This is a genomic window from Carnobacterium sp. AT7 (assembly GCF_000171855.1).
Taxonomy (GTDB): Bacteria; Bacillota; Bacilli; order Lactobacillales; family Carnobacteriaceae; genus Carnobacterium_B; species Carnobacterium_B jeotgali.
In genome coordinates, this window is the sequence record NZ_ABHH01000002.1 from 92,511 (window position 1) to 112,076 (window position 19,566).

Sequence of the window (19,566 nt, forward strand, 5' to 3'; positions counted from 1 at the left end):
ATTGCTTTAAAATTTTTGATTCATATCTATAAATGTAAAACTTCTTGTATCATAACGGTGACGGCTTCGTGAATGCTCAAAAGGGCGACCATCTTTTAAATATACGATTTGTTCGACTTCTAATATAGGATCATGAACGTCACAAATCAAATATTCTTGATCATATTTTGATGCTTTATCTGCCCGGATTTTACGGTAGGCTCCGCTAAATTTTATATTTAATTCATCATGAAGATATTTATAAATGGATCCTTCAATAATCTCTTCTGTTAATCCCGTTGCTAAATCGGTTGGCATATAAGTATGCTCTAACACATAAGGCTTGCCATCCAGAATTCTTAATCGAATAAGATTATAGACGGGCATACTTTTTTCAATCATCAGATGTTCCATCATTTCTTCACTTGGAAATTCTACTGTGAATTTGATGATTTTGCTTTCTAATTTGTGGCCTTGCATCTGTTTAGTTAATCCATCGTACTCATTAACGGCAGCATTTTTTTCATTTAATGGAGAATTTTTCATCACAAATGTTCCAGAACCACGCTGACGATAAATTAATCCTTCCATGGCTAAAATATCTAACGCTTTTTTGATAGTCATTCTACTAACTTTAAATTCTTCTGATAAGGTCACTTGATCTGGAATAAGAGATTCCACTTTGTAAATGCCATCTGTAATGCGACTTCTTATTTCTTTTGCTATCGCTTCATATTTTACCATTGAGGTTCCTCCTCGTTCTTCTATACACATTTATCATAGCTTAATAAAAATAATAAGACTAGCCATTTCAGATAAAAATAGCTTTTTTTCGAAATTATTAAAAATAAAAAAGAACTTGCCTCCAAAAAAGGCAAGTTCTTTCTATATTTGTTGTTTTTATGCCTTCGTATTTATAATTAGTCAGTCATAGAAACAGTATTTAGATTTACTTTATCCACTAATTTAAGGAATGGGAACCAGATTAATCCGATAAGAGCCATATCGATAATTTGAAGTACTCCACCCATTACTGAACTTGTAGCCATTATCCCATTCATAACCACTGGAATTGTCCACGGTATGATAACCCCTGTTGGAGTTGGGAATATATTTGCAGCCATCATAGCATAGTTGAAAGAAGTTGTTACTAATGGAGCAATAATCCAAGGAATAAAGATAGAAGCATTTAATACTAAAGGCATACCGAAAAGTAACGGTTCGTTAACATTGAAGATTGCAGGTGCTAAAGCTAAGCGACCAATTTCTTTGTTTTGTTTGCTCTTCATGAAGAAGGCTAACAATAATACAACGATTAAAGTACTACCTGATCCACCCATACCAACAGTGTACGTTTCCATAAATGGTTTAGTTACAATATGTGGTAAAGCTTCTCCAGCTTTGTAAGCATCAAGGTTTTCTAATGCTAATGTGTTCCAGATAGGATCCATTACTGAGTTAACAATAATTTGACCGTGTAATCCAAAGAACCATAAGAATTGTACGAAGAATACAGCAATCAAAGTAGCTGGTAATCCACTACCAAGAGCAGTTAACGGTTTTTGAATAACTGAGTATACTACATCATGTAAGTTAGTATCAAAGAAACCAGAAACAGCTGCATTAACCATTAAGAAGATAAATAATGTAATAAGAGCTGGTAATAAGGCAGCGAATGAATTTGCAACTGCTGGCGGAACACCATCAGGCATTTTAATTACAATACCTTTTTTAACGATACGTGTGTAAATTTCAGCTGCAATAAAGGCTGCAATCATTCCGATAAACATTCCTTTTGCACCTAAACGATCTAATGATAATACACCACTGACTGCTTCTCCGCCTTCCGTCACCATTGTGAATGGTGTTAAGATTAAGTATGCAGCTAATGAAACAGCACCACCAAAGGCGCCTTCAACATCATATGATTTACTTAAGTAGTAACCAATACCGAACGTAACGAAAATGGTTAGGATTGACATTGTCGCATTTTGTCCGTTTCCGAACAAGCTTCCTAAAGAACCTTTTGTATCATCACTGAAAAATGGCAAGTTATTAAATACAACTACGAATGAACCAAACATGGTAATAGGAAAAGCAAGCATAAATGCGTCACGTAAAACTTTAAGATAACGATTTTCGCCCAATTTTGCGGCAACTGGAAGTAATTTTTCACTTAGCTTATCAATAAAATTATTCACTAATATTCCTCTTTTCTTTTTTAAGTCTCTATTAAGTAATCTTACGTTAATTATTTACTCAAACTAAAAATAGGCCTCTTTTTAGTTCTTTTATCAATTCATTGAAATCGATTACATATAAATAATATCATTTTATTTTCTATATGTCTAGTCTTTTATTTAAAAAAACTAAACTTATATTAGAAAATGACAGCTAATAAAAAAATTGAGTTCTCCAAGTGGAAAACCCAATCATTTCGTACTTTTTAATTAAAACCGTTAGCGTCAGATACTTCTTTAAACCAACGCCCACTTTTCTTAACGGTTCTTTTACCTTCATTTTCTATGTCAACAGCAATAAACCCATAGCGGTTTTTATAAGCATTTGTCCATGACCAGTTATCCATACATGTCCACATATGGTAACCTTGTACATTACTGCCTTCTTGAATAGCTTTATGCATAAATGTTAAATGATCTTTGACGAATTCAATACGGTAATCATCTTCAATGATTCCATCAGGATTAACGTATGCTTCTTCGCCTTCTACACCCATCCCATTTTCAGAAATATAGCAACGAATATTGCCATAGTTTTCTCTTAGGTTTGTTAGAATATCGTATACCCCTTTTTCGTAGATTTCCCATCCACGGTAAGGATTCATTTTACGATCTGGTTTAATATAGTTATCAAAATAATCATCTGGCATAGGACCATCAGCTAATTTTTCTGATGATTCTTTAGCTTTGATACGACGAGGTTGGTAGTAATTAACGCCTAGCAAGTCGACTGTATTATTTTTGATTAGTTCTAAATCGCCTTCTTCAATCGTTGGCAAATGATCAATTTCTTTCAATAACTCAACCAAATCAGTTGGAAATTCTCCTTTAACTGAAGGATCTAAGAATGAGCGGTTAAAGAATGCATCTGCAAGTTGTGCTGCTTTTACATCTGTAGGATCTGTTTCATCTCTTGGATAGCTCGGTGTTAGATTCAAGATAATACCAATTTCGCCACCTAAGTTTAATGCATGGTATTCTTTAATTGCTTTAGCACTTGAAAGAACTTCATGGTAAGCAACTTGAACTGCATGTTTCATGTTTACTTCATTAGGGTAATGGAATTGATACAAGTATCCACCTTCAACAGGAACAATGGGTTCGTTATGTGTAAACCATTTTTTAACACGGTCACCAAATAATTCAAAACAAGTTTTAGCAAATACTACATAAGCTTCAACCGTTTCACGATTAACCCAACCACCTTTTTCTTGCAATTTCATTGGCATATCGAAGTGGTATAAGTTGATAAACGGTTCAATATCATTAGCAATCAATTCATCAATAACCGCATTATAAAAATCAACCGCTTTTTGATTTACTGCTCCAGTACCATCTGGAATCAAACGACTCCATTGAATAGAAGTTCTAAAGGTTGTGTGTCCTGTTTCTTTCATTAATTGAATATCTTCTTTATATTTTTCGTAAAAATAAGAAGTTTTTTCTGGTCCTACTTGATTGAAAAATTTTTCTGGTTCTTCGCGATACCAATAATCCCAAATATTGTCTCCTTTGTTATCGCCTTCAAAAACGCCTTCTGTTTGTGGGCCACTAGCTGCAGATCCCCACCAGAATCCTTTTGGAAATTCATAATTCATTTTATTAAACACTCCTTTTTTCATCTTAAACCAAGACAATTTGTCTAGTCTTTTGTATAAAACAATTATACATTTATGTAAATAAAATTACAAGTTGTTAGCGCTATATTTTTCAATAAAAAAAGAAACGCTCATAATTGAGTGTTTCTTTTTTTCTAGCCTAGTTAAGAGAGAGTGTACTAGGTAGTCTCTTTTTAAATACATACACTTTATCAAATCCGGCTTCTTTTGCCATTTTCAAGGCTATCTCTTGATTAAATCCAACGGTTTTCGCCTGGTGCGAATCTGAGCCAATCGTTAAAATTTCTCCACCTAATGCACGATACAAACGCAAAACAGCCATTGATGGAAAGGTTTCTATTAATCCGCTTTTTGATAATCCTGAGGTATTGATTTCAATACCAATACCTCGCTCTATCGCTTTAAGTAAGATTTTTTCAATAAGGGCTTTATACTTATCGAAATTATAATTGCCAACTGATTCTGTTGCGTAACGTTTGATTAAGTCTAAGTGTGCAATCACATCAATATCTGCCTGACTAACCAGCTCATAAACTTCTTCAAAATAGTCTTGGTAAATTTCTTCCTTCGTTTTATTTACCATAAACGTTCGCAATTTTTCTTCTTTGATATTATGAACGGATCCTAAAATGAAATCTAACTCCAAATCCGCTAAAGCTTCTTGATAGTCTTCTTTCATCAAATGCGGCTCGCATAACTCAATCCCAGCTTTAATGATTAACTGACTTCCAAATAGCTCACGGCATTGCTCAATTTGCGAAAAGTAGCGTTTGAAATCCATGTGTCCATAAGTCGGTGCTTTAGGGTTTACTGAAAAATGTTCCGTAAAACAGATTTCAGCGATACCTTTATTTATCGCTTGTTGGCAAACATCTTTCATCTGAGCTTTGGAGTCAAACGAATTATCTGTGTGGTGATGGTATTCCATAAAATCCATTTACACTCACTCCTTTACCTTTGTTCTTCCTAAAAAAATAAGATAACCCATCTTTTAAATGGATTATCTTATTTTAGTTTACCGTAAATGGCCTGGCATAGAAACAGATCAATTAGTTTATTTCTTTATAGTGTTTAATGACATTTTCAACTGTGAAACCATACTTTTCAATAACTTCTTCTCCAGGACCTGCTGCTCCAAATGTATCAATACTCATCACACTACCTTTTGTTCCAGCATACTCCCTCCAACCGAGTTTAGAACCCATTTCTATCGTCAATCGTTTTTGAATGTTATCTGGTAAAATAGTCTTTTTATACTCTTCTGTTTGTTTTTCAAATAAATCCCATGATGGCATACTGACAACTGTTACGTGAATTTTTTCGTCAGCCAATTTACTTTGTGCTTTAATGGCTAACGAAACTTCAGATCCGGCAGCAATGAGGATTCCGCTTGGCTCTTCTTTTGCTTCAGAAATAACATATGCCCCCTTTTTAACGCCTTCTGCTATCTTATTATTTGTGTTCTCAAGTGTGGGTAAACCTTGTCTTCCCAAAACAATCATGGTAGGTCTATCCTTTTGTGTTAAAGCTATTTTCCAAGCTTCTTTTGTTTCATTTGCATCAGCTGGTCTAATTACAGAAAGATTGGGCATTGCTCTAAAAGCTGCCAATTGTTCTACCGGTTGATGTGTCGGTCCATCCTGCCCGACTACAATGCTATCATGCGTAAATACATAAATCACTGGCACATTCATTAAAGCCGATAATCGAATAGCTGGTCGCAAATAATCAGAGAACACAAAAAATGTACTTACAAAAGGTCTGAGATAATGTAAGGCCATCCCATTAGCAATACCACCCATGGCAAATTCTCTAACCCCAAACATTACATTACGACCTGCATAATTTGATTTTGTGAAGTTATCATATTTAGTTAATCTAGTCTTTGTTGAAGCATCTAAATCCGCAGATCCTCCCACTAATTCTGGGCTATTCGTTGCTAACGCATTTAAAATCTCGCTGCCGCTTGCTCTCGTTGCTATAACTTCCCCTTCAGTGTATAAAGGTAAGTTTTCATTCCAATTTTCTGAAAAATCCCCTACTATAATTCTTTTTAGTTCTCTAGCTAAATCAGGATATTTTTCTTTGTATTGTTCAAATAATTGATCCCATTCTTTTTCTTTTTCTTCTCCATTTTTTTGAATTGTTTCAAAATCAGTATAAACTTCTTTCGGTACATGGAAATCTTCATATTCCCATCCATAAAATTCTTTAGCTTTTTTTATTTCTTCTGCACCTATTGGATCACTATGAATGTCACTAGTCCCTTGAAGAGTAGGAGCACCATAACCAATTATTGTTTTAATTTCGATGATTGTTGGCTTATTTTGTTCTGCTTTGCCTTCAATAATAGCTTTTTCGACTGCATCAACATCGTTACCATTCTCAACTAATAGATAATGCCAGTTCATTGATTCAAAACGTTTTTGAATATCTTCCGAAAAGGAACGGTTCAAATCTCCATCTAGGCTAATGTCATTAGAATCATACAGTACAATTAGACGTCCTAAACCAACATGACCTGCAAATGAAGCTGCTTCATAAGACACACCTTCCATTAAATCGCCATCCCCACAAATGGTATAGGTAAAGTGATCTACGATTGGAAAGCCGTCTTTATTATAGGTTTCTGCTAGATGTCTTTCAGCTAGTGCCATACCAACACTTTGAGGTATTCCTTGTCCTAATGGTCCGGTTGTAGCTTCAACTCCGGGAGTAATTCCATATTCAGGATGTCCTGGTGTTTTACTATTCCATTGCCTAAATCGTTTTATTTCGTCTAAGGATAGATCAAATCCGGATAGATGCAATAGGATATATTGAAGTAATGAGCCATGTCCTGCTGATAGGATAAAACGATCTCTATTAAACCATTTGGGGTTGCTAGGATTTATATTCAAAACTTTTTTCCACAGACTGTACGCCATCGGAGCCGCACCCATTGGCATACCTGGATGTCCATGTTGGGCCTTTTCAACACTATCCATCGCAATTGTACGAATAGTATTGATAGATAATTCTGAAATTAAATTGTCATTTTTCATTGTACTTTCTCCCTCCGTAACCGACTATTTTAATAGTTAATTATCCTGCTTACTCTAAAATGCTACAAAAAAAGTGAATACATCACTAATGAGTATCCACTTTTTATTCATTGTCTTATTTAATAGACTTATTTATTTTGCTTCTGCCGTTTTCTTTTTAAACGGTATTGCCATTAATACAAGAATTACAACTAAACTTACTACAATTGCAATTGGCCCTGCATAATTTGCTAATGATCCAAAGAATAGACCACTAACACCAAAGTCGGCATCAGAGAAAGTTGTACTTGCAAAACCTAAATCTCCTAATACAGGCATTAAGAATAACGGTAAGAATGAAACAATTACCCCATTAACAAATGAACCTGCTACAGATCCTTTAATTCCACCAGTTGTATTGCCGAATACTCCAGCTGCAGCCCCTGTAAAGAAATGAGGTACAACTCCTGGTAAAATCACTGTACTTCCTACAGCCAACATGATAGCTAGACTAACAATTCCTCCTAAAAAGCTAGAGAAGAAACCAATCAATACAGCATTGGGAGCAAAAGTAAAAATGATTGGAACATCTAGTGCTGGTTTAGCATTTGGAACTAATTTTGTAGAAATCCCTTTAAATGCTGGGACAATTTCTGCTAGAACTAAACGAACACCTGCTAAGATTACAAATACTCCAGCAGCAAAGTTACCTGCTTGAATTAGTGAGAAGACTAAGAAGTTTGTTCCACCACTAAGTTCTGCTTCAATAAACTGAGGACCTGCAAATAGAGCAACGATGAAATACATTACAATCATAGTAATTGCAATACTTACTGTACTGTCACGTAAGAAACCAAGTCCTTTTGGAAAGTTGATATTTTCAGTGGAATGTTCTTTATCCTTTTTAAAAATTCTTCCAATATAACCACTGACCGCATAACCTACTGCGCTAAAGTGACCTAATGCAACATTATCATTTCCAAGTAATTCACGCATAAACGGTTGAACAATAGCGGGTGATAAAGTCATAATAATACCTAACGCTACAGAACCAGCAATGATTAAAGGTATTGTATCGAATCCGGCTACAGCCATTATTACAGCTAACATACAAGCCATATATAACGTATGGTGTCCTGTCAAAAAGATGTATTTAAATCTGGTGAATCGTGCAATTAGAATATTAGCAACCATTCCAAAGAACATGATCAAAGCAGTGTTTGTGCCATATTCAGTTAAAGCTAATGCAACGATAGCTTCATTATTTGGAACAACTCCTGCAATATTGAAAGCTTCTTGGAACATTAAACCGAATGGTGCTAAAGAGGTTTCTAATATTCCTGCACCTGCTTGTATCACTAAGAAACCAACAAATGTTTTAACTGTACCTTTTATGACATCCGACGTTTTTTTCTTTTGTACCAAAAGACCAACTAAAGCAATAAAGGCTACTAGAATGGATGGTGCGCTTAAAACATCAATTAAAGTATTCATATTCGTTCTATCTCCTTTTCATCTATCAATTTTTTATTGTAACTAATTCTATAGCATCCCTTTTTCTTCAAGTACTTTTTTTACTTTCACTCTCAACTCATCAATATCAATGATACTGTCTAGAATCACTACATTACCTAACTGTTCCCCACCTTCTGCAATATCTTTAGCTAAGAAAAAGACATCTGCATCTCCTGGTTGTGCAGAACTTAAGTCAGAATGCGAAACCTCTACATCCGTTACTCCTAATTCACCCAATACTTGATTGATATTCATTTCCACCATAAAACTTGTCCCTAAACCTTGTCCACAAACTGCTAAAATTTTCATTATTCATCTTCTCCTTTTTTTATAATACTAATTATTTCTTCTGCTGTTTTTGACTCTTTAATCGCATTTAATGTTGTATCATTGCTTAAAAGCTTTGTTATTTGTGCTAACGCTTTCAAATGCGCCTGGTTATCAATCGCTGCTAAACAAATAAAAATATCAATTTTATGTTCTTCTTTATCTAACAATAATACTGGAGTAGTTGTTCTTAGAAATGAAATACCTAAACTATTTACTCCCGCTTCAGGTCTTGCATGTGGAATAGCTATTCCTTTACCTATATGGATATAAGTTCCAATTTCTTCTACATTTTTTATCATAGCATCCACATACCCTGATTGAACTTTATTAGATTCAACTAAAGGTTGAGCCGCTTTAGCTATTGCTTTTTTCCAATCCATTTCTTCATTTGTAAATTGAATCATATCTTTAGTTAATAATTCTGAAAGCATTGGCTTATAACTCCCCTTTTCTATTTCTTTTGAATGGATAAGATTCACCAGTTCTGATAACATCTTATCCTCATCTTTTACTTCTGTATATTTATGGATAATTTTCATTAATTGATCAATAGAAATATTTCTCAAATTTAATCTTGGAAACTGAGTAGCTACAGATTGAATCAAATAATTTTTTTCAATATCCGTTAATAATGGCTTAACTCGATATACTGGTTTAATTGAAATAACCTCTACTGTTGAAAAAATCAAATCATATTCCGTAATTGGAATGTGATAAATTTGCTCAATCGCATGAACACGAGAAAACCGAATACTTGGAAACATATCTTGTAACTGTGAACGGAGCATAATTGAAGTGCTGACACCATTCGAGCAAACAACTAAGGCGTTTATTTTTTCTGGTTCTTTTTCTTCATTTCTTTCTAGGTAACCGCCAAAATGTAAGGTGAAAAAACTTATTTCAGTTTCACTAATCGTTTTCCCTGTCAAAGCAGATAAAGGTTCCAATGCTCTTTTTACAAATCCAAACAAATCAGCATATTCAGTCTTTATTCTTTTTATCATTGGATTAACTAGTGGAATTTCAAATGTAATTCTAAAAAAAGCTGGAACCAAATGATTATACAAACTGTTTTTTAATTGCGGTTTATTTTTTAAAGGCAATAATGTACTCTTTTCAAATTCTTCAATAATTTGTTCAGCTAATTCTTCAAGAAAAGGGTTCTCTTTATCCTCAATCTCTTGTTGAGTTATCAATAATTGAACAGTAAGAAAATACGAACCATTTATAGCTTTTTCATTAAACAAACTATCAGCTAATTGTTTCCCTTTTTTAAACAGTAGTTGTCTTTCTAACAATTGCTTTTCAAATTCCGTATAATTAAGCTTATCAGTTTTATTCCTTAACTTAACAAAAAGAATGTGCATGAGCATTTCTATTTTTCTACTTTTTACTAGCTTTAAATTAGTTCTTATTAATGCTTCTTCAACCAACTGTTGAACATGTGTAAGTTGATTTTCTTTTCGCCATGCTTTTAAAATTAAGTTTATTAGTTCTTTTCCAAGAGGCTGTGTTAATAGGTAATCAATACAATAAGAAGCAAATTTCCATTTATCATTCTCACTTCCTGTTAAGTAGTACCCCTCCTTTCTTGAATATACTAGGCTGATATTCCACTTCTCACAATTTAATTTTGTTTTTTTCACATCAGTCAAAGCTGTATTTTTACTTACGCCTAGCAATAATTGATAATGATAATTTGATACTGGTTCCGTTCTTATATAGGTGTATAGATAAATTAACAGACTCCGTGTATCTTCAGCTATAACGAACTGTTTTGTATTAAAGTCTAATGGTAACCCTATTTGGATGCGTTTTTTTAAACTTGGATCTATAAAAAAGTTATCCTTATTAATCTTAATCATTGGTAAATCCATCATTTGCAATGTATCGTTAACTTTATCTAAATCATATTGAAGTTGTCTTTCAGATAGGTTCAATTCTCTCATAACTTCAAATTTACTCATCTTATTATGGGTCGTTATTTCTTCGAATAATTTGTAAGCCCTCTCATCAAACAAAAGAGTTCCTCCTTTTCTTAATTTAACTATAGTTGTTTCATCAATCTACATCAATTGGATTTAAACCCAATTGATGTAATCGTTTTCCATAACCGTTGTGCCTACTATCGAATCTGGACTATTAAATCACTTGCTTTTAAACTAAAAAAGTAAGTTGAACCCTCATAAATAGGGGATTCAACTTACTTAATCAATTACCCACCTAATGTAACATCTTGATCTTGGTACCATTGCAATACCTATATGTTTAGGCAGACGCTTGTATATTACCATTCTGTCTTCCCCCTTTATCCATCACTATGTTATTGTAACTGAATTCTTGTTAAATAAATAATAAAGCACTTTAACCTAAAAGAAATCTACCAGAGCCAATTTACTCTGGTAGATTTCTTCTTTAGCTGTATTTATTTTATTCTTCAATTTCAAATGAACGTAGAGTATAAAGCATCATTCTTTTTTCCATAGGTTCACCTAAGTTTTTGAAACTAAACAGATAGTCTGTTTCGTCTACAAAATATCTTAAAGTGAAAACTTCTTCCCCATGGTTCAAAAATAATTCTAACAATGAACTTTCGACTAACAATCGTAATTCTGTCAATTCACGTGTTAAAAACGTCGCTCTTTCCTCTCTCATATTTGTCTTCCAGTTCGTCCGTATTATAGAAAGTTTTCTAGTTTTGGATTGGTACAAGATTTCAATTTCGTTTCTTAAATTTATCACAAAGTCTGTAGCTACTGAACCCCATTCAATCAGAATATCTTGTTGTAACGACGACAATTTAATAACTTCACTTTGACTACTTTTAATGATTATAGGACTTGTTTCTCTTAAATTCGCTATATCAGAAAGTGGGTACTGAGTAAGTTTTTCACTTTCGTAATGCACCTCTCTAGGAATTGTTAACGCATGTAGCCAACCTTGCTTTCTAGTAGGTACCGCTGCTTCAACTTTAGGATCCATCACACCTACCCACCCGTATAGAATTGTACGTCCAACATCATCCACAAAAGTCTGAGGAGCATAAAACTCAAAACCATGATCCAGTTCTTTAAAGTCTTGAGCATTTTTTTTAAAGACACCATTTTCTGTAAAATGACCTGTAAAATAGCCACTTTGATAAATATTACGGTATTTTTCTCCTTCAACTTCTAAGCCTTGCGGTGAAAAGGAAAAGATATCTGTATCCGCAAACCTTAAGATATCAGGGCATTCCCACATATACCCTAATGATAAGGGCTCATCAAGCAATGGACCAACCAATGTCCAGTTTACTAAGTTGTTTGATTGATAGATTAAGGCATCACCTACTAAATTTTCTTTTTGTGCTCCTAATACCATCCACCATTTGCCAGCTTTACCTTGCCAAACTTTTGGATCTCTTACATGTGCTGTATATCCTTTTATAGGGTGTTCTAAAACAGGGCCTTTTTTCTCAAAATAGTTGCCATCTTTTGATACAGCCAAACATTGGTAGCTAAAACGTTCGCCATTTTCTCCTCGGACGTTTCCTGTGTAGAATAAATAAATTTCTTCGTTAAAAACAACAGCACTTCCAGAATAACATCCGTCTTTATCGTACCAATCAGTAGGCTCTAATGCTGGTTTATAAGATTTCCATTGGATGAAATCTTTAGTCGTTACATGACCCCAGCTTTTTGATTGATGTGTAGTATCCGTCTGGTTCCATTGAAAGAATACATGATAAACACCTTTAAAGTGAACTAGTCCATTTGGATCGTTTAACAGTCCTTTAGGCGGTGTAACATGATATCCTAACTTGTAATCATTTATTTCATCCGTTTGTCCCATCTATCTAAACGTCCTTTCATCCTTCTAATTCTTGTCTCATTTTATCGCTGTATCCAAATAGATAAGTTAATACAAATGCTACACCGATAGCAATGATATTTGTTAAAATATACAACAAAATTTGACCATTTAAATAAAGTAATATTCCTGGTATAACCGTAAGTGACATTCCAGTTGCTTCTAATCCAACTAAGCTAGCAAAAAAACCACCAACTCCACCACCAACTAAACCAAAAATAAAAGGTTTAATATAACGCAAGTTTACACCAAATACAGCTGGTTCAGTAATGCCTAAAAAGGCTGCAAGTGTAGAGGGATAAGCCAGCGCTTTTAATTTCTTAGATTTCGTTTTCATTCCAACTGCTAATGCTGCTCCACCTTGTGCAGCTACACTCGCTGTAATGATCCCATTGTAGGGATTAACACCTGTATTAGCTAATAATTGTATCTCCATAAAGTTGAAGAGATGATGAATTCCAGTTACCACAATCAATTGGTTCACGGCACCTAGAATTAAACCGGCTAAACCAAACGGTAAAGCTAATACCCAAATCGTTGCATTTAAAATTACTTCTTCTAAAGAGTGAAAAATTGGTCCGATGATAAATAATGACAAGATACTCATGATTAATAGTGTCATGAATGGTGTAACCAATAAATCAAGTGTCTCAGGTACGTATTTACGAATCCATCTTTCCAATTTCGCTCCGACAAAACCTGCAATAAAAGCAGGCAATACCGTTCCTTGATAGCCGACTACGGGAATAAAACCAAACATAGTGATTGGATCTACTGTTCCGCCTGCTACTTCATAAGCATTTGGCAATGCAGGATTAACGAGCATCAACCCTAAAACAATCCCAATGACTGGAGAACCGCCAAATACTTTAAAGGATGACCAAGCTACAAGTGCTGGTAAAAAGGCAAATGCTGTATCTGTTAATACTTCAGTATATAATAAGAAATTAGGGCTGATATCCGTTGGGACCATTCCAAAAACGGCTAAAACTTGTTCTTGTGTCAATAGACCACGTAATCCCATAAACAACCCTGTAGCAACTAACACAGGAATAATTGGGACAAATATATCCCCAAACGTACGAATCATTCGTTGGAACACATTTCCTTGTTGTTTAGACTCTTCTTTCATCTCACCAGTTGATCCTTCAACTGCACCTAAACCTACAACTTCTTCAAAAATCTTGTTTACGGTACCGGTTCCAAAAATGATTTGGAATTGTCCAGAATTATAAAACGCACCTTTAACTTTCTCGGTATTTTCTACTTCGTCTTTATTTACCTTACTTTGATCCTTAACCATAATACGTAATCTTGTTGCACAATGAGCCACCGAATTGATATTCTCTTTTCCACCAACAGCAGCAATGACTTGTTTGGCTATTTCTTTATTATCTGACATGCTTTTTCCTCCTTTTCATTTTTGGAACCGGTTTCTTTTTTTAGTTTACCTTATTTTTTTTACTGTGTCTACTAATACATAAAAAAAACACTTCTATTATTTAGAAGTGTTTTTTTCAACTGGCATAGTTGATTCTCTTTTGATTAGCTTGTTGGGTAATTCCAAATTATCTATGGTCTTTCTTCCTTCGATTAATCCAATCATGTTAGCTACCGAGAGAGTACCCAATTTTTTATAAGGATATTCGACTGTCGTTATAGATGGTGTAACGATCGACGTGACTTCATATCCCCCAAATCCTGATAAAGAGAAATCGTTTGGGATACTTAGTCCTAATGTATGTGCTGCCTTCATAACAGCTAAAGCAATATTATCAGTAGCACAAAGAATATATGTCGCAGAAGTTTTAGGTAATACATTCATCGCTTTTTCATACGCCTTTGAAAAAGAAAAATTGGTTTCAATAATTTCAATAGACGTGCTAGTGCTTTTTTGTAAAGCATCCATGACACCTTTTGATCTCAGTTTTCCGACTGCATGATCTTCTTTAGAAACCATAAAAACCAAGAAATTATTATGACCTAAATCTGTTGCATAACTTCCCATCTTAAGCCCAGCTTCATACTCTTGATGAACTATCGTATGTAAGCCTTCTGCCGATTGACCCAAAAGTAAAACAGGGATTTCAACTTCTGCTATTGCTTTACGATGAGCCGGGGTTACAATTGTGGCTAAAAGAATAATCCCGTCAACTTTCTGTTTTGCCAATGTGTAAATGTTCTCAACTTCTCGTTCAACACTTTGATTCGTATTTGTAATAATTAATTGATACTGCTTATTTCTTAATTCTTCGTCAATGCTTGCTAAAATAGCATTCGTTGCGAATGAATCTAAGCGAGGAATGATGGTACCAATCATATTTGTTTTTTTCGCTTTTAAGCTCTGGGCAAAAGTATTAGGTGCATAACCTGTTTCTTTTACAATAACATCTAATTTGGCTTTCGTTTTTTTACTCACAGATCCGCCATTCAGATACCTAGAAACGGTACTTTTAGCTACTCCAGCTTGTTGAGCGATATCCTTTATGGTCACCATCTTATCACCTTACATTTCTTTGAACAATCTATTTATTTTCTTCAATAGCCATTAATAGACAACCCGTAATACCTGCATTATCTTCCAGTTCAGGTGTTACGATGTACTCATCTAAAGCAGGAGTACTGACATAGTCAGCCATTAGTTGGGTAAATTCTTTTTTAATTAAAGGAAGTAATTGTGCTTGTTTCATAACGCCTCCACCCAAGATAATTTTTTCTGGGCTAAGAATCAATGTATAATTTACTAAAGCTTGTGCTAAATAGAAAGCTTCTATTTCCCAAACCTTTTTATCGTCTGCCAAATCGTGCCCTTTTTTCCCATAACGTTTTTCAATGGCAGGACCTGCAGCGACACCTTCTAAACAATTCCCGTGATATGGACAGACGCCTTCAAAATCATCATCAGGATGCATACTAACCAAAAGATGTCCCATCTCCGGGTGACCAAAACCACTCAATACTTTTCCGTCAACGACAGCGCCGCCGCCAATACCAGTTCCAACCGTTAAATAGAGACAACTTTCAGTCCCACGCGCACTACCTTTTTTAAGTTCCCCATATGCAGCTGCATTTACATCTGTCGTCCAAGACACCGGAACGTTATATCTTTGTTTAACTGTTCCTAAAAAATCAAAATTCTTCCAAGCTGTTTTAGGAGTTGATGTCACGTACCCATATGTAGCTGATTTTTCATTTACATCAATTGGGCCAAACGAACCTATTCCAATAGAGTTTAACGAATACTGATCAAAGAAATCAAAGACTTGTTTGAGCGTTTCTTCAGGTGTTGTTGTTGGGATACTTACACGTTCTTTTATCTCTAATTGCATATCGCTGACTGCACAAACAAATTTTGTTCCGCCTGCTTCAATTGCGCCATACATCATTCATTTTTCCTCCTACTAATCCTTTGTTTTAAGCAAAGAAAAGGTTTTCTTAATCCTAATAATACCACAGAATTTTTTGGAGTACTAGACGAGTATCTATTTTTAACGGCTCTATACGTTTTAGTGTGGATAGATGAATTTAGTTGATCACACCATTTCTGGAAGAATAAGATTGTTTGTAGCAGCAACACTATTGAATGAAGAGCTTTTTTGATATTTCCAAAACAAAAAGTTTTTATAGAAGAAAATCCTTCCATAAAAACTTTTTGACTGTACTCATTCGGTATAAGTGTTGAAATAAATCAAATCTTTAAAGACAAATAATTTACGTTCGTACTCTAACTTATCCATTTCCTTTAATTTCTTGATAGTATTTCCTACTGTTTCTCTTGAACAGCCACTCATGTCTGCTACTTCATTAATGGTAATAGGATAAGGTATTTTAACCATTGTTGGATTTGTATAGTCGCCTAACTCTTTCATTAAATAATTCAGCGTTTTAATAATCCGATTCGTCGCATTTGAAACGACTATATATTGCACTCTTTTTTCATGACTTTCAAGAATTTTAGATAATTTATGATAGAAGTAAATCATTTGTTTAGGATTATCGGTTATCAGTTTTTCAAAAAGAATCGTTGGAATATAGTACAACTCAATATCTGTAACAGCGTATGCAGAATAATGATAAGTTTCATCGGAGAACATCCCACCATATGGGAATAAGGTTTCTTTTTTTACATAATCTGTATAGGTGTAAAAAGCACTTTCATCATATTTTTCAAGTTTAACCAATCCACTGACTAAATAAAATATTTTTTCACGGATATCCCCTTCATCAAATAAAACTTGCCCTTTTTTATACTTGCGCAAATACATATTTTTTCGGAGGTGATTAAACTCTGGATCAGTAAATTCTGAAAAGACAGGCTTGTAACGAAGCTCGTATAGATTGGTCATCTTTTTTTGAATAGTTGTCATCAAAACACTCCTCAATTTAAGATTCCTATTCATTCTAATCATCTCATCCATTGAAAAATCATCCAAGATAATTTATTCACAATTCAATTATAACATAAAAGCAAAAAAACCCATCATAATAACGGGCTTTCTTGCTTTATTATGTGGCATTCCTAATAACGCTTACATCACTTTGTAATAATTGTACCGGCTCCTTGAGTTAAAACGAATTCGATATTTTCTAAAGAAGTAATGATTGCTTTTCCATCTTTTGAATTTTCAACAAAAGCAATTGCTGCCTCTACTTTTGGCAACATACTTCCTGCGGCAAATTGATTTTCAGCGATATAACCTTTCATTTCTTCAATAGATACTTCGCTTAACTGTTGCTGATTCGGTTTATTGAAATTGACGTATACGTTATCTACGCCAGTTAAAATAACCAATAAATCGGCTTGGATTAATTCTGCTAATTTTTGTGAAGCAAAATCTTTATCGATGACAGCTTCTACTCCTCTTAGCTCATTGTCTTTTTTGATGACTGGAATACCTCCACCGCCAACCGTAATGGGAATGACCCCATTTTCAACTAATTGATTGATCACAACATGTTCTTTTATGCTGATTGGTTTTGGAGAAGGAACGACTTTACGCCAGCCTCTTCCAGCGTCTTCTTTAAAGATAACGTCAGCTTTTTCCATTTCTGCTTTAGCTTCGACTTCAGTTAGAAATGGTCCAATGGGTTTACTTGGGCTTTTAAAAGCTGAATCTGCTTCATCAACGACGACTTGAGTGATCAACGAAACGACTTGTTTCGTTAGATTTCTTTTTTCTAATGCGTGTGAAAGTGCATTTTGCATCCAATAACCAATGCTTCCTTGAGTCATGGCTACACAAGTATCTAATGGCATGGCTGGATTTTTCGAACTATTTGCCGCATTTTGTTGTAATAGTAAGTTTCCCACTTGCGGTCCGTTACCATGAGAAATGACTAAATCATCCCCATTTTCAATAAATTTGACCAAATATTCTGCTGTTTCTGCAAGTGCCTGCTGCTGAGCTTTAGCGCTAGCATCATTTGATAATATAGCATTTCCACCTAAAGCTACCACAATTTTTCTTTTTTTCATATCTGTCACGTCCCTTTACATATTACTGATATCAATTGAACCATTTGCTATTTGAAAGATAGCTATCAAAAAGAGAACCACTACGACCGCAGCCGCAATCCATTCGCTTTTAGTAAATAGTTTTTCTTTATTTTCTTTTTGTACCCAAGCATAAATAATGATTCCTGGTGCGTACAACAACATTGTTAGCAGTAAATAATCCACTCCACCTGCATAAATCAACCAAACAGCATAAATACTAGCTATTATTCCAATAAAAATATTTTGATTACGGCGTTTTGTGTCACTTGTTTCCATTAGCGACAGTTTCAATTGATAAAATGCTGTAAATGCATAAGGAATTAAAATGGCTGATGAAGCCAATGAAAAAGCGAAATTGTAAGCTCTGGAACTGATTAAAAAAGTAAATAAGAATAATTGAATCAATATATTCGTAAATAACAATGAATTGACTGGCGCTCCATTTTTATTTTCTTTAGAAAAGAACTTAGGAAAAGCCCCTTGTTTAGCCGCTTGATAAGGCAATTCTGCCGCAAACATAGTCCAAGCAAGCCAAGCACCTGAAACAGAAATGATTACACCAATATTGATTAATACTGCACCCCACTTACCTACCACGCTTTCTAATAAATAAGCCATTGCAGGTTGAGGCAAATCAGCTAATTCTGGTCTCGTTAAAACGGCCATTGATAGGATAGTCGTCAATAAATAAATCGCAATGACAGTTACCAATCCGATAATCGTTGCTTTTCCAACGTCAGATTTTCTATTGGCACGTCCAGAGAATACAACTGCTCCTTCAATACCAATAAACACCCAGACCGTTACAAGCATCGTTCCTTGAACTTGATCCATCACTTCTTTAAAAGAGAACTCGCCTGAAATGGTTCCCCAGAAGTCAGCGGTAAATATATCTAGTTTAAAAGCAACGAACATCGCAACGAAAAAAATTGCCAAAGGAATCAATTTAGCTGCTGTAACAATCGTATTGATAAATGAAGCTGTTTGGACTCCTTTTAATATAAGGGCATGAACCAACCAAAGCATGACCGATGCTCCAATAACTGAAGCTAAGTTTTGACCATCTCCAAAAATAGGGAAAAAGTACCCAATGGAACTAAACAGCAATGTTCCATAAGCCACATTTCCTAAGAAAGCTGACAACCAATAACCCCAAGCAGAATTGAACCCCATATATTTTCCAAAGCCTTCTTTAGCATAACTATATATTCCGGCATCCAAGTCAGGGCGCTTAGCAGACAAATTTTGAAAACAGAAAGCTAAAAATCCCATACCTACACCGGCAATGACCCAACCGATAATAACTGGACCTACAGAAGCTTCGACGGCCATGTCGGACATGAGGTTGAAAATTCCACCACCAATAATTGACCCTACAACAAGGGCAACTAAAGGCGTTATGCCTAATTTTTTCTCTTCCATTATTTTTCCTCCTCCTTTTTATTAACGTTACGGGTTCAGTTAATTTTATGAAATAAAGTATGAGAAGCTTGTCTCCTCATACTTTATATTCA

Annotated in this window: 14 protein-coding genes and 1 pseudogene; all 15 read right to left on the reverse strand. The window is 34.6% G+C overall.

The features are described 5' to 3' along the window. Positions 1-6 precede the first annotated feature (6 nt). The 15 genes and pseudogenes from CAT7_RS01180 to arcD all read right to left on the reverse strand — a co-directional run bounded on the left by CAT7_RS01180 (position 7) and on the right by arcD (position 19,474). Entirely contained in the window at positions 7-723 is a 717-nt protein-coding gene (locus CAT7_RS01180; protein WP_007721074.1) for a GntR family transcriptional regulator, read from the reverse strand. Positions 724-899: 176 nt separating this feature from the next. After that, positions 900-2,180 (reverse strand): PTS cellobiose transporter subunit IIC, encoded by a 1,281-nt coding sequence (gene celB / locus CAT7_RS01185; protein WP_007721076.1) that lies wholly within the window; start codon positions 2,178-2,180, stop codon positions 900-902. A 245-nt stretch (positions 2,181-2,425) separates the two neighbouring features. Then, positions 2,426-3,817: a glycoside hydrolase family 1 protein gene (locus tag CAT7_RS01190; RefSeq protein WP_007721078.1), complete on the reverse strand. Its 1,392-nt coding sequence runs from the start codon at positions 3,815-3,817 to the stop codon at positions 2,426-2,428. 160 nt (positions 3,818-3,977) lie between these two features. Next, complete coding sequence (locus CAT7_RS01195; protein WP_007721080.1) at positions 3,978-4,775, reverse strand: histidinol-phosphatase HisJ family protein; 798 nt, start codon at positions 4,773-4,775, stop codon at positions 3,978-3,980. A 112-nt stretch (positions 4,776-4,887) separates the two neighbouring features. Continuing rightward, the gene (tkt, locus tag CAT7_RS01200; RefSeq protein ID WP_007721081.1) at positions 4,888-6,882 is read right to left on the reverse strand and encodes a transketolase; all 1,995 of its coding nucleotides are present in this window, start codon (positions 6,880-6,882) and stop codon (positions 4,888-4,890) included. Positions 6,883-7,014: 132 nt separating this feature from the next. After that, the gene (locus tag CAT7_RS01205) at positions 7,015-8,355 is read right to left on the reverse strand and encodes a PTS ascorbate transporter subunit IIC (RefSeq protein ID WP_007721082.1); all 1,341 of its coding nucleotides are present in this window, start codon (positions 8,353-8,355) and stop codon (positions 7,015-7,017) included. A 48-nt stretch (positions 8,356-8,403) separates the two neighbouring features. Beyond that, positions 8,404-8,685, reverse strand: a complete 282-nt coding sequence (locus tag CAT7_RS01210; protein ID WP_007721083.1) for a PTS sugar transporter subunit IIB — start codon at positions 8,683-8,685, stop codon at positions 8,404-8,406. Continuing rightward, positions 8,685-10,727, reverse strand: a complete 2,043-nt coding sequence (locus CAT7_RS01215; protein ID WP_007721084.1) for a BglG family transcription antiterminator — start codon at positions 10,725-10,727, stop codon at positions 8,685-8,687. The genes CAT7_RS01210 and CAT7_RS01215 overlap by 1 nt, the downstream gene beginning before the upstream one ends. A gap of 409 nt (positions 10,728-11,136) precedes the next feature. Continuing rightward, entirely contained in the window at positions 11,137-12,537 is a 1,401-nt protein-coding gene (locus CAT7_RS01220; protein WP_007721085.1) for a glycoside hydrolase family 32 protein, read from the reverse strand. Positions 12,538-12,577: 40 nt separating this feature from the next. Beyond that, positions 12,578-13,957 (reverse strand): annotated as a pseudogene (locus CAT7_RS01225) (sucrose-specific PTS transporter subunit IIBC); the annotation flags it as partial. Between the two features lie 96 nt (positions 13,958-14,053). Then, positions 14,054-15,052 carry a LacI family DNA-binding transcriptional regulator gene (locus CAT7_RS01230; RefSeq protein WP_029276742.1) on the reverse strand — a complete coding sequence of 333 codons (999 nt, stop codon included), beginning with the start codon at positions 15,050-15,052 and terminating at the stop codon, positions 14,054-14,056. Positions 15,053-15,080: 28 nt separating this feature from the next. After that, entirely contained in the window at positions 15,081-15,941 is an 861-nt protein-coding gene (locus tag CAT7_RS01235; protein WP_007721088.1) for an ROK family protein, read from the reverse strand. Between the two features lie 276 nt (positions 15,942-16,217). Further along, on the reverse strand, positions 16,218-16,922 hold the full coding sequence (locus CAT7_RS01240) for a Crp/Fnr family transcriptional regulator (protein WP_007721091.1): 705 nt from the start codon (positions 16,920-16,922) through the stop codon (positions 16,218-16,220). 167 nt (positions 16,923-17,089) lie between these two features. Next, the gene (gene arcC / locus CAT7_RS01245; protein ID WP_007721093.1) at positions 17,090-18,031 is read right to left on the reverse strand and encodes a carbamate kinase; all 942 of its coding nucleotides are present in this window, start codon (positions 18,029-18,031) and stop codon (positions 17,090-17,092) included. A gap of 15 nt (positions 18,032-18,046) precedes the next feature. Then, positions 18,047-19,474 (reverse strand): arginine-ornithine antiporter, encoded by a 1,428-nt coding sequence (gene arcD / locus CAT7_RS01250; protein ID WP_007721095.1) that lies wholly within the window; start codon positions 19,472-19,474, stop codon positions 18,047-18,049. Positions 19,475-19,566 lie beyond the last annotated feature (92 nt).

Excerpts from the sequence above, each read along its gene's own strand:
- CAT7_RS01180 (WP_007721074.1), bottom strand. The coding sequence starts at position 723 with ATGGTAAAATATGAAGCGATAGCAAAAGAAATAAGAAGTCGCATTACA.
- CAT7_RS01190 (WP_007721078.1), bottom strand. The coding sequence starts at position 3,817 with ATGAATTATGAATTTCCAAAAGGATTCTGGTGGGGATCTGCAGCTAGT.
- CAT7_RS01195 (WP_007721080.1), bottom strand. The coding sequence starts at position 4,775 with ATGGATTTTATGGAATACCATCACCACACAGATAATTCGTTTGACTCC.
- tkt (WP_007721081.1), bottom strand. The coding sequence starts at position 6,882 with ATGAAAAATGACAATTTAATTTCAGAATTATCTATCAATACTATTCGT.
- CAT7_RS01205 (WP_007721082.1), bottom strand. The coding sequence starts at position 8,355 with ATGAATACTTTAATTGATGTTTTAAGCGCACCATCCATTCTAGTAGCC.
- CAT7_RS01210 (WP_007721083.1), bottom strand. The coding sequence starts at position 8,685 with ATGAAAATTTTAGCAGTTTGTGGACAAGGTTTAGGGACAAGTTTTATG.
- CAT7_RS01220 (WP_007721085.1), bottom strand. The coding sequence starts at position 12,537 with ATGGGACAAACGGATGAAATAAATGATTACAAGTTAGGATATCATGTT.
- CAT7_RS01230 (WP_029276742.1), bottom strand. The coding sequence starts at position 15,052 with ATGGTGACCATAAAGGATATCGCTCAACAAGCTGGAGTAGCTAAAAGT.
- CAT7_RS01235 (WP_007721088.1), bottom strand. The coding sequence starts at position 15,941 with ATGATGTATGGCGCAATTGAAGCAGGCGGAACAAAATTTGTTTGTGCA.
- CAT7_RS01240 (WP_007721091.1), bottom strand. The coding sequence starts at position 16,922 with ATGACAACTATTCAAAAAAAGATGACCAATCTATACGAGCTTCGTTAC.
- arcC (WP_007721093.1), bottom strand. The coding sequence starts at position 18,031 with ATGAAAAAAAGAAAAATTGTGGTAGCTTTAGGTGGAAATGCTATATTA.
- arcD (WP_007721095.1), bottom strand. The coding sequence starts at position 19,474 with ATGGAAGAGAAAAAATTAGGCATAACGCCTTTAGTTGCCCTTGTTGTA.